10 protein-coding genes are annotated in these 12,130 nt (G+C 39.6%); 2 read left to right on the forward strand and 8 right to left on the reverse strand.

Annotation, left to right across the window (positions count from 1 at the left end):
* Positions 1 to 11 precede the first annotated feature (11 nt).
* The 6 genes from ACUN24_RS13975 to ACUN24_RS14000 form a co-directional block, all read right to left on the reverse strand.
* Entirely contained in the window at positions 12 to 3,296 is a 3,285-nt protein-coding gene (locus ACUN24_RS13975) for an efflux RND transporter permease subunit (RefSeq protein WP_445563042.1), read from the reverse strand.
* Positions 3,297 to 3,309: 13 nt separating this feature from the next.
* Positions 3,310 to 4,701, reverse strand: coding sequence for a TolC family protein (locus ACUN24_RS13980; RefSeq protein WP_445563043.1), 1,392 nt, complete (start codon positions 4,699 to 4,701; stop codon positions 3,310 to 3,312).
* A 1,050-nt stretch (positions 4,702 to 5,751) separates the two neighbouring features.
* Positions 5,752 to 6,171 (reverse strand): SRPBCC family protein, encoded by a 420-nt coding sequence (locus ACUN24_RS13985; protein WP_445563044.1) that lies wholly within the window; start codon positions 6,169 to 6,171, stop codon positions 5,752 to 5,754.
* A gap of 223 nt (positions 6,172 to 6,394) precedes the next feature.
* Positions 6,395 to 6,913: a protease gene (locus ACUN24_RS13990; RefSeq protein ID WP_445563045.1), complete on the reverse strand. Its 519-nt coding sequence runs from the start codon at positions 6,911 to 6,913 to the stop codon at positions 6,395 to 6,397.
* 150 nt (positions 6,914 to 7,063) lie between these two features.
* The gene (locus tag ACUN24_RS13995) at positions 7,064 to 7,696 is read right to left on the reverse strand and encodes a hypothetical protein (RefSeq protein ID WP_445563046.1); all 633 of its coding nucleotides are present in this window, start codon (positions 7,694 to 7,696) and stop codon (positions 7,064 to 7,066) included.
* Entirely contained in the window at positions 7,672 to 8,250 is a 579-nt protein-coding gene (locus ACUN24_RS14000; protein ID WP_445563047.1) for an SGNH/GDSL hydrolase family protein, read from the reverse strand. The genes ACUN24_RS13995 and ACUN24_RS14000 overlap by 25 nt, the downstream gene beginning before the upstream one ends.
* Before the next feature lie 127 nt (positions 8,251 to 8,377).
* On the opposite strand from ACUN24_RS14000, the gene ACUN24_RS14005 reads away from it, so the two are divergent.
* Complete coding sequence (locus tag ACUN24_RS14005; protein ID WP_445563048.1) at positions 8,378 to 8,923, forward strand: peroxiredoxin; 546 nt, start codon at positions 8,378 to 8,380, stop codon at positions 8,921 to 8,923.
* Between the two features lie 453 nt (positions 8,924 to 9,376).
* Here the strand turns inward: ACUN24_RS14005 and ACUN24_RS14010 are convergent, their stop codons facing one another.
* The gene (locus ACUN24_RS14010) at positions 9,377 to 10,468 is read right to left on the reverse strand and encodes an AI-2E family transporter (RefSeq protein ID WP_445563049.1); all 1,092 of its coding nucleotides are present in this window, start codon (positions 10,466 to 10,468) and stop codon (positions 9,377 to 9,379) included.
* Between the two features lie 182 nt (positions 10,469 to 10,650).
* Here ACUN24_RS14010 and ACUN24_RS14015 point away from each other — a divergent pair, with 182 nt between their 5' ends.
* Positions 10,651 to 11,469, forward strand: coding sequence for an alpha/beta hydrolase (locus ACUN24_RS14015; protein ID WP_445563050.1), 819 nt, complete (start codon positions 10,651 to 10,653; stop codon positions 11,467 to 11,469).
* A 7-nt stretch (positions 11,470 to 11,476) separates the two neighbouring features.
* Here ACUN24_RS14015 and ACUN24_RS14020 read toward each other — a convergent pair whose 3' ends face one another.
* Positions 11,477 to 11,839 carry a response regulator transcription factor gene (locus ACUN24_RS14020; protein ID WP_445563051.1) on the reverse strand — a complete coding sequence of 121 codons (363 nt, stop codon included), beginning with the start codon at positions 11,837 to 11,839 and terminating at the stop codon, positions 11,477 to 11,479.
* Positions 11,840 to 12,130: the final 291 nt, after the last annotated feature.

Genomic DNA, 12,130 nt, shown 5'->3' on the forward strand with positions numbered 1-12,130 from the left:
TGATGATGATTTTATTCGTTTTCTGGTAAACCTTTAATGTAATGGATGCTTTCTTCGTCTTCCGGATCAAGCGACATCGAGTTGGTGGTCTGTTTTCCCTGAACCCATGCAAATACCAATGGCAATATAATGAGTACGGCGAATGTTGAGGCCAGTAAACCACCGATAACGGCTCTGCCCAGTGGTGAAACGGCTCCTCCGCCTTCACCATGACCAATCGCCATTGGCAACATGCCCGCAATCATCGCAATACTCGTCATGATAATCGGGCGTAAACGTAATGCCGCGGCTTCGCGTGCTGATTCGAGTGCATTGCCATTATGCTTTCGTAGTTGTTCTGCATTGGTGATAAGCAATACCGCATTGGCAATAGATACCCCCACCGACATGATAATCCCCATATATGATTGCAGGTTTAAGGTTGATCCGGTTATGGTTAATAACAATAATGAGCCTAAAATAACGGCTGGTACAGTGGCTAAAATAACCAATGGAACTTTAAAAGACTGGAAATTAGCGGCCAGCATCAGGAAAATTACCACAATGGCTACAAATAAACCCGATTGTAAGCTGCCTAATGTGTCTGTTAATACTTTACTTAAACCAATTGCGGTCACATTTAATCCCCTTGGCAGTTCGCCAACGTCCTTAATGGCCTTTTCTACATCTTTTGATGCCGTACCCAGGTCGGTATGGTAAAGGTTTGCCGTTACCGATAAGAAAGGCATAGCACCAATGTTGTCGTTTTCACCAGCAGTGGTATCAGGCGTAATCTTGGCAACATCGCTCAATACAGGTCGTGCTGAATTTTTCAATAAAGGAATTTCGCCGATATCATCTTTACTGGTCATTTGATTCAGCGGTACCTGAACCTGCACACTATAAGGTAAAGATGCCTTTTCATCCAGCCAGATATTTTTATCCGTATAGCGCGATGATGAAGTTGAAGCAATTAATGACCTCGAAATGTCGGCCATATCTACCCCAATCTGTGCTGCACGGGTTCTGTCGATATCGATATTTAAGGATGGATATTTAATCGGTTGTGCTAACTGAACATCGCGCATGTATGGGATTTCCTTCAATTCTGCCAGGATTTTATTCGCATATTTTTCGTTCAATTTTTTGTTTTTGCCTGCAATACGCACTTCAACAGGGGTAGGAGAGCCTTGACTCAATACTTTATCCGTTAACTCTATCGGTTCGAAAGAAAGTTTAACATCAGGCAGCACTTTTTTGATTTTCTCTCTGAACTGATCTTTAAAATCGTCCATATCTTCTTCAAAGTCTTTTAAACTCACCTGGAAAACAGCTTCGTGCGGACCTGCCATAAACTGGTAGATCGGATTTACTGAAAACTGGGCAGGGTGTTGGCCGACGTAAACGGAAGAAATGCCCATATGTTCTTCGCCAACCATTTTTTTCAACTCAGCCAAAACCACATTCGCTTTTTCTTCAGTACGTTCTAAACGTGTTCCATCGGGTGCGCGTAAACGCAACTGGAACTGACTTGAGTTCACTCTTGGCAGAACATCGCGGCCAATATTAGTCAGTAACAATGCGGCTAGACCAATAATCACCACCAAATAAACCAAAACAACAGATTTCCGGTAAGGTAGGATCCGGTCAAGGAAGCCCATAAAACGGTTCCGGAATTTATCGAAGAAACCAATTTTACCATTGCCATTAAAATCTTCGCGTTCAACGAGCACTCTTTTCTGGTTCAGGGTGTCTTTTTCCGATTCGAGTGTAATGCCCGTTGCTGCAAAATCAGCTTCATCCTGCGTAATGTCAGGGTGGTGTTCACTGGCTTTTTTAGGATGTGCAACCATCAGCCAGTTGGCCATAATCGGTACGAAAGTTTGCGATAGCAGGAATGAAACCACCATCGAAAAACCAATTGCCAATGCCAACGGTAAGAATAGTGCCCCTGGGATCCCAGTCATGGTAAAAGCAGGTGCAAATACGGCAAGGATACAAAACAGGATTAACAGTTTAGGGAAAGCGATTTCTTTACAGGCATCCCAAATGGCTAGCGCCTTAGGTTTGCCCATGTCAAAATGCTGGTGGATGTTTTCTATGGTTACCGTCGATTCATCTACCAGGATACCAATGGCCAAAGCCAATCCGCTCAGCGTCATAATGTTGATCGTTTGTCCGAATAATTTCAGGAACAAAACACCAGCAATAATGGATGTTGGGATGGTGAGGATTACAATCAATGCCGCACGTTTATCACCCAGGAAAAGTAAAACCATCAGTCCTGTTAATATTGCACCGATTGCACCTTCGCTGATCAGACTTTTTACCGCATTGATTACATAAACAGACTGGTCGAACTCGTAAGAAAGTTTGACATCCTCTGGTAAGGTATTTTGGATGTTGGGTAGGTTTTTCTTTAAGTTTTTAACCACATCCCAGGTGGAAGCATCGCCGGATTTGGCAATACTTAAATATACAGATCGTTTGCCGTTGATTAAGGCATAACCCGCCACTAAATCGGCTCCGTCTTTAACGGTGGCTACATCGCGAAGCTGCAAATTTTGTACGCTACCTTTAAATAAGGGAATGTTCTCAAAATCTTTAACCTTTTTAATGGTATAATTGGTAGGTGTGATGTAGTTTTTATCGCCAATCCTCACATTTCCTGAAGGCGCAGTCTGGTTATTTAGCCTAATGGCTTCAACCACCTGGTCTACCGTTAGGTTATGGGAACGCAAAAGGGAGGGATTTACATTGATTTCTATCGTTCTCGGACTACCACCAAAAGGGGCAGGAGAAAGCAAGCCGGGTATAGCGGAAAAACTGGGGCGCACATAAGTATTGGCCAGATCCTGCAATTCGTTGTTGGTTCGGGTAGGGCTACTCAATACCAACTGACCAACCGGAAGGGACGAAGCATCAAAACGAATCACAAACGGTGGTTGCGAACCTGGCGGGAAAATGGCTTGGGCTCTCGTAGATAGGGCACTTAACTCTGCTGCTGCCTGGGCCATGTTGGTACCTTCGTAATAGGTTAATTTCATTAACATTAAACCCTGGGTGTTTTTGGTTTCGATACTTTTGATGCCATTTGCAAAAAGCAGGATGTTAACATATTGCTTGCCGAAATAAGCCTCCATCTGGTCGGGTGTGTAACCGCCAAAAGGGTGGGCAATATAAATTACCGGAAGGTTCATTTGCGGAAGGATATCAACCTTGATCTGGTTGATGGCCCCAATACCGAAAAAGAACAGTCCAGCTACTAAAACTAAGATGGATATGGGTTTGCGAAGGGCGAAACGTATTAAATTCATTTATATAGCCAGATTAAAATTCGTTGATAAATATGTCGTAATTGCCCAAAGCAGCCGATTTTAACAGCAGGGCCTGCCAGACGTTGGTAAAGGCAATATCCCGATCGGTTTCGGCGCGGTTTAAGGTAAAAAGGGTCTGTGTAAGGTCGACCAGTGTAGTGAGCCCGTTTTTATACAAAATGCTCCTTTGCAGATAAGCATCAGATGCTGCTTTTACCTGAACGGGTGCTTCCCTGTAATTGGCCAAAGCATTGGTTAATTTAGTTTCGGCAAGGGCAAGCTGTGCCTTCAACTGTTGATCAACGAGGTTATATTCTTCCTTTAAGCCCTGACTAATGTATTCCTGTGCGCGTACCTGCGGACGGTTTTTAAGTAAGGTTGACAGGTTCCAGGTCATTCCTATGCCAATCAAATAGTTTCCGCGGGTAGGATTGATACCATCGGCATAACTGGTAGAATAGGCAGTCTGATCTAAAGCATAACCTGGACTGAAACCGGAACCACGGCCTTGCATCACACCGAATAAGGTAAACGTGGGGTAATATAATTTTCTGAAATAATTAACCTGTCGCTGGCTAACATCAACACGGTTTTGGTAAAACTTTAACAATGGATGTGAGCTTTTGATCACTGTATCTTCGAGCAAATTGCCAGGGATACGTGTAATTGAAGCAGTATCTAATTCGTATGAGGTTGCGGTTAATCCCATTAAAACGCCTAAACGGTTGGCTTGTTCCTGTTCCAGATCTTTAGCTTTAGTTAGCGCGATTCTGGCATTAGAAACTTCAGCTTTTGCGAAAGAAGAATCAACTCCCGCAATTAATCCATTTTTAGCCCTGATTACGGCCGTATTTTTAAAGGTAACGGCGCGATCAAGATTTTTCTGTTGCGATTTTGTTAACCTTTGCGCAGCCAGCAAATTTAAATAAGCGGCAGAAACACGGATTTCCTGTTGGAATTTTTCCTGTTCCAGGTCATTTTTGTCTCTTTGGTAAGCAGCGTCTGCAATTTTAATACGTTCTCTGATTTTTCCAAAAGTGAAAAAATCCCAGTTTACGTTGGCCAGGTAGAGCCCGCCAAAAGCGGCATTCCAGTTTTGTTTGTCTAAAGCAGGACCAGAGGAAGCAGTTCCCAAACCACCGAGGCCATATTGCGGTCCGTTTTGGCCGTTAATGGTACCATAATCTTGTTGGGCACTTAAACTGAAGTTGGGTAGATACTCTCTTTTGGCCTGTTGAATCGATGATTTTGATGCATTGGCATAATTATCTTTGGCCTTAATGGTTCCATAATTGGTAATTGCAGTGTTTACTGCTTGCTTTAAACTTAGTGTTTGAGCGCTTGCACCAATAGAGAAACTAATAAATAATAATAGTGATGAATAAAATAAAGATATGCGTGGCATAGTGTATAATTTACACGGCAAATGTAAATTATGGCGGCAATTTCAAAGTATTCCGTTCAAATCAAAAATTATGCGAATCAAATAATAATAGAAATGTTACTTAAGACTGTTATGTGGACAATTTCTGTAAAATAAGAAGAGGCTGTATCATAAAAATGAAATTGTCACCCTGAGCCTGTCGAATGATTTGTTTAAATATCTCGTATGATTTGTTTAAATATCTCGTAAGACGTTTCGACTGTTTGTCCCGATTCTTTGTATTGTGTGGACACATCTTTTGTTAATTCTATATTTGTTTTTTAGTACACATTCATTAAGTCAGGTCGTCATGCTGAATTTATTTCAGCATCTTTCCAGCTAAAAAAGCATTTATTTTGAAAAAAACATTCATTAAATTATATAACATTGTCTTTTTCGCTCTATGCCGCGGGGCATGGTAGTTTTTCGCAGTTGCTGTTGGTTTTAGCTGTGCTCAAGAATGCTACGCATTTTGGAGCGCCAAAGTACCCAAAGCGCTTTGTCAATCCAGCAATGGGCCTTTTGCACAATCCTACACACATCAAAAAAACAGCGGCACTTCGTTTAATCAGGTGTTGTGTGTGTTTTCTTTGGTCTGATTGAGCCCTGCGGGGTTTGTGTTCAATATTTCTTAAAACTTTAAATTAGCGTTTATGAACACAAAACCACTACGTTTAGATTTGGCAGTACTATTAGTTCTTTCCTACAACTGTTTTTTTGATTTCTCTAGCCCCTGGGATTGACGGCTTTCTTCGCTTAAAACATGTATATTATTAAGCAGGTCAGCATAATGCATAAAAACCCATACATCAAGATGTGTCCACACGATAGGTTAAAACGGGAATCTTAAAGCTCAAATCTTGCTCATTAACCTTTCTTGTTGCATTAAGATTGCCAGTCAAGCTGACAATGACGGTCGATGCTAACAATATTGCATAAGATGCGTCCACACGGTAGGATTCTTGAGGAGGTTCAACGTAACAAAATTCGAACGGAATTACAAATATGATACAGCCTGTTATTAACAAGACGTTATGGTTCCTCTGTATAACTTTTAAAATTATCCAGAATGGCCTGCCATCCGCTACGTTGCATTTCGATGGGGTTGGTAGATTCGGCATCGAAAGTTTCGGTTATCCGGGTTTGTTCGCCCAATGCATCAAAAGTAATACTTACCGTTCTGCCATCTTCCATAGTATATTCTATTTTTTTATGCTGATTGACCGTGGTATAGGTTCCTCCGAAATCAAAACTCATGCTACCATCTTTTGCTGCCATGGTACTTTTAAATTTACCGCCAACTTTTAAATCGTTTTCTGAATAAGGGGTATGCCAATCTGGTGAGGCAAAGGCCCATTTAGTAATGTGGTCTGGATTATTCCAAAATTCCCAAACTTTTTCTACTGGTGCATTTACTGTCGTTTTTACGGTAATTGATGTTTTATTTTCCATGTTTGAAGGTGTTTAATTTTTTAACAAAATTATGGGAACTTTAACAACTCAGAAAGTGTAAATGCGACAAAATAGGGGGTAATATCCCACTGTTCTTCAGTTGAGTTATGCTTAGGGAAATAATAATAAGCGCATATAAAATTGCACACAGATAAGTACTGTGTGCAATCTCTATATGAATAACTCAGCAGAAATGACTGAAAATAGGGAGCCTAACTTAATATTAGTGCAAATCCGTATAAATAAAAGTAACCGTGTCTCTTGAAACCAGGCCGCTCATATTTCCGCCTGTGTAAACTGCTTTATAGCTTGATCCCTTTTTTAGATCGTAAGCTTTAAGTAAATCGGCATTTGCAACCAAGCTATCACCTGGATTTACCTTTGTATAACTAGAGGCCGGAGGTGGCATTACTCTTTTGGCCATTGCACCTTTGTACTGCGCTTCTTCTCCTTTTTCGTTGGTAATGCTTAAATAGCTGCTCATTAAAGGCTCGAAGGGGGTATGCCAGATACAGAAGCTTTTAGTGCTATCGGTATTGTTATATACTACAAACCTCAGCAGCAGTGGGTCGCCAGTAGCTACATTGCCATTTATTTTTAATTTAACCTCAAGCGAATCGGTTTTATCGGAGGTGGTTTGCGGCATACTGTCGCTTTTAACATTTGTGGTATTTCTGGTGGCCTCGCTGCAGGCAGAAAATAATACTAAAATTACAGGGATAATTAGTTTAATGTTTTTCATCGAAGTTTTTTTTAATAAGCAAATGAACGTTGATATTGTTTGAAATAATTGAACTAAAACGATTAAGTGATGCAAGTATATTGATTTATGCACGGATTGCAGTTAAATAAATTTGGATTGCAAATCCAGGGCAGCAGAATATATTAAATGTTAATTTGAATTAACTAAAAAGTTAGCAATGCGGCAGGCATATCCGGTTGACTTTGAATTGTGCTGATCACTGATCCGTAAACTTAATTTATGCGTTCCGTTAGTGAGTTGATCGCCAAGTAGCAGGTACCATGGCAAGTGTAAGCTCGAACTCCATTGTGTGTACAGATCGATCATTTTTTCTGCTCCATTATCTATACGGTAGTGGAGCGCACCGGCATCCGGACCGGATAAAATAGCAATCCCTATGGCATTACCCTTAAAAATCAGATCGAAAGTGCTATTCCTGGTATTGCTTTCAAGTATCGGGATATTAACAAAACCTGGCCTTCCTTCCAATCCATCCGTTGGTTTCCAGTTTTTATTGATGTTAAACGTATTTAAGTTTTCGGCCGTATTAATATTTATATACTGTCCTTTGGTATAAGCAAACTTATCAATGATTTTAGGAAGGCTTGTTAAAGCTTTTTTGTTAGCGCTTTTCTGATTTTCTTCCAGATAAGTTTTAATGGTATTGAAATAAAGTTGTTGGCCAAACGCTGAAGGATGGAGGTCTTTAAAATCATCCTTCCAGGTAAATTCGCCATTGGTAATCCGTTTATTAACCTCTAAAGCAAGATTAATAAAAGGCAAAGGTAGTATTCGGCTAAATCGCTATGCACTTTTACTTCCGTAGGGATTTTACCTTTATTAAAATCATCATTTTTATCCTCATCGGCAAAAGCCATCATTACGATATCCGTTTTCGGATTTTTATTTAAGGTGTGTCTGATAATGCCTTCCAAAGCACGGCGCTGCGTTTGTTCAGCGGTTTTGTTAACATGGTCGTTAACGGCCGATTCTATAAATAGCAGGTCTATTTTTCCGCTATCCAATACATCGCGCTGTAAACGGAAAGCGTGGGGTAAACTTCCCAAAGATGGAATGCCCGCGTTTATAAACCTGAATTTGGTTTGCGGGAAGGTTTTGCTGAGATAACCAGATACCAATCCGCGCCAGCCTTCCATGTTGGTAATCGATCCACCTAAAAATGCAACGGTTACAGGCTCGTTTTTCTTAAATTTTTCAGTTATAGTGTTGCTATAACCATTAAAAGTGATGAATGATGAAGATGGTAACTTGTTTTGGGCAAAGTTTTTAGAAATTAGTATTGTTAATAGCAGGCAAAGAAAAGAGATCCGTTTCATGTTGATTAGAATAAACCAAAAGTAGTAAAAATTACAATTGATTTAATAGTGTAGCTTTGATGGATAAAGATATTTTTGATCCGTTTGGGAAGATTAACCGTAAGTAGGAATAAATCTTTAAATAAAAATGATGAAAACAAATATTGCAGCAATTATGATAGTTCTTTTAAGCCTGACCGGGATAAGAAGTCATGCGCAGGAATCGAAACCTAAAGGTAAAAACCCACCGCTGGAAGTTGGGAGCAAAATCCCCGATTTTACCCTTAAAGATGATAACGGAAAAGATTTTAAAGTGAGCAACTACATCGGAAAGAAAAAACTAGTGATCTATTTTTATCCAAAAGATGAAAGTAGTGTTTGTACCAAAGAGGCTTGTGCATTCAGGGATAGTTACGACGAATTTAAATCGACAGATGCGATGATTATTGGTGTAAATTCTGGTACTGTGCAAAGCCATGCCGATTTTAAGAAACACCATAATCTGCCTTTTACACTGTTGAGCGATCCGGATAATAAAGTTTTAAAAATGTTTGGCGTTAAAGACGTGATGTTTTTAACCGGAAGAGAAACTTTTTTGGTTGATCTGGACGGAAAAGTGGTGTTTAAATTTAAAGGAGTGTTAAAAGGGGATGAGCATGCCAACAGCGTTTTGGCTTTTCTGAAAAAGAAGTAATTTTCACAATTAATTTGAAGCCCGTCACTTTTGGCGGGCTTTTCTTTTTCCTGAATTTTTTAATGATAGATGGGGGAGCAATTTGGCGAGACTGTAAGAAGCTTTAGGCTGGGAGTTTAAGCATTAATGAAAGTTAGGGTTTGTAAAGCTACCTCTGTTTAATAAACCCGGTAGTAGCGGCAGCCCCCGATTCTTCATTGGGGCTATAGCGAATAACGGGGCTGCTGGTTCCGAAGAGCTGCTGAACGATCGTTTTCAAAAAAAAATAATTATTAATCTGTGGCAAGTTTTTCTTGATATGGAGAGCAATTTGGTACTGCTATTCTTGTTTCTCCCCGCTTTCCGTTTTGCTTCGCGTCCACTCTAATCGGGTCTAGGTGGCGCAGCCTGTAATAAGATTATAGGCTGGACGTCGTGGAAAATTGAACGATCGTTTTAAGAAAAAAAGAATTATTAATCTGCAGCCAACTTTTTCTTTCTCCTAAACCTTTTCACCTGCCCCATATGCTCTGTAGGGATATTATCTCCCAGTAATTTACCCCAGGGTTTAAGTCCATCAATACGGTCAAAGATGATTTTCATTACCGCTATAAATGGAATGGAAAGGAACATACCAGGGATACCCCAAAGGGCTGCGCCCATTAATACAATTACGATAGAAATAAGCGCGTTGATCTGTACCTTGCTCGAAACAATGCGTGGTACAAGAATATTATTATCAATAAACTGGATCAGTGCATAAGCGCCTATAATTAAGAGTTGGGTAGTAAAACCATCTTTGGTTAAAGTAGCCATTAACACCGGTAAGGCGATTGCGATAATGCCGCCAATGTAGGGCAAAAGGTTTAGTATTGCGCCGATAACGCCAATTAAAATGGCATTTGGTACGCCAAGGATAAGCAGGGCGGCAGAGTTCATTACGGCAACAATAGAAGTTTCGATCAATAAGCCTACAATATAACTTTGGATGGCAGCTTTTGTTTCGCCCAAAATTTCAGCAACTTTTTGTTTATTTTCTTCTGAAAATACTTCATAAATGAAGTTTAAGATCAGCGTTTTATATAATAAAATTAGAAAAGTATAAACAGGGATCAGGAAAACTACACTTAAAATCCCCAACAAGCCATTAACTGTTTGGCCAATTAAGGCCTTACTGCCATTTGCTGCTTCATTAAGCATTTGCGTCTGCTTTTGTGTTGAAATACCAAAGGTACCTTGTAACCAGCTTCTGATCTGCTCAAGCAACTGCGATAATTTTTGTTTAATGCTATCGAGGTCATCAAAAAAGTGGGCTACCTGCGATGACAAAAAATAAAGTACGGCTGCCACTACCAGTAAACCAATCAGCATAGAAAGAATAATACTGACTATTTTGGGCATTTTTCTTTCGAAACGATTGGTTAATGGGTTGAGTAATATGGCAATGAGGGCGGCAAAAGCAAGCGGCACAAGAATATCTCTCAGTACACTCATTATAAATACCGTAATTACTAATCCTAAAAGAATTACAGGTGCTTTGATGTAAAATGGGTAGGTTTTAAGCATTTTTTAGATAGGTTAACCGTTCAACAACTTAAAAGGTAATCAAATTGTTTTAAAGTTTTTAGCCGTAAAACGAGTAAGTAAGAAGGTATCATTTTTTTTGGTCTCAACTGGCAGAAATGGCAAACAATAACCAGTTATTTTATAAATTTAGCACCAGATTATAATCAGATTAAAAATTACCCATGAAAAATAGCTTTTTGATAACCGCCTGTTTGTTTTTATTTAGCCATGTTTTAATTGCTGCGGAAGTAGATACTGCTTTAACCTACAGCAAATCGATGAACAAAAATATCAAAGCTGTGGTAATTAAGCCCGATAGTTATAAAACCGGAAAAAGATATCCCGTGGTGTATCTGCTCCATGGCGCAGGAGGGAACTATGCAGAATGGGTTAAAAAAGTGCCTGGAATTAAAAACCTGGCCGATCAATACCAGTTTATTGTGGTGTGCCCTGATGGTAATGTAACCAGTTGGTATTTCGATAGTCCGGTAGACCCCGAATGGAAATACGAAACCTATGTGGCTAAAGAATTGGTGAGCTATATTGACGAGCATTATAAAACCATCGCGGAAAAAAAGGGCAGGGCGATAACGGGTTTAAGTATGGGCGGACACGGTGCGTTATACCTTGCCATTAAGCATCAGGATGTTTATGGTGCAGTGGGTAGCATGAGTGGTGGTGTAGATATTAAACCTTTTCCAAATGGATGGAATATTTCAAAAAGGTTAGGGCCGGAGGATGAATTTCCGGAGCGGTGGAAACAAAACAGCGTAATTGACATGATTTACCGTATTAAACCCGGATCGCTTGCTATTGCCATTGAATGTGGTACTGAAGATTTTTTCTATAAAATGAATGTACGTTTGCACGATGAGCTCTCGTACAACAATATTCCCCACGATTTTACCACGAGGCCTGGTGTACATAACTGGGATTATTGGGCCAACGCGATTAAGTTTCAGAGTGTATTCTTAAGTAACTATTTTAACGCAAAGCCTTAAACATTGTTTAGGCAGCAAGTTGTGCACTTACTTTATTAATGAGGTTGTCGATATCGAATGGTTTAGCGATGAAATCGTTAGGATGACAAATAATGCTTTGCGTATCGCTTAAATTATGGCTGGCCGAAATCATAATTACCGGAATGTGCAGCATTAACCGGTCTGATTTGAGCAGATTGCAAAGATCCCGGCCATCCAGGGCTCCTAACATCACATCCAGCAAAATTAAATCGGGCTTAAATTCGCTAATCCGCTGCTTAAAATAACTTGCATCCATTAATCCATTTACCTGATAGCCTTCCAGTCTTAAAATTAATTCTATAACCTCCAGTATTTCCTGATTATCATCAACCACTAATATTTTTTTCATCTTCTCGTTCTCCATCAGGTTATTGTGATTGTATTAACATCTTGTAAATAAATAACTTCTGATTGATTAACAAGGGCAAAGCTAAAAGGTTTCGATCTATTTTGACGAAAACACAACAGGGAGTTTTAAGCGGGATTATAATTTAGTCAAAAAAAAATAATTATCAGATTTGTAATTATTCCAACCGCAGTAAGATCAAATGACGTAGTTATAATAATGTAACCTGCATTAAAATTAATACATCAGTTTAAGTAAAAATTAACTTTTAGATTACATACAAAATAAAGACTT

The sequence above is a fragment of the Pedobacter sp. WC2501 genome, from assembly GCF_052682415.1.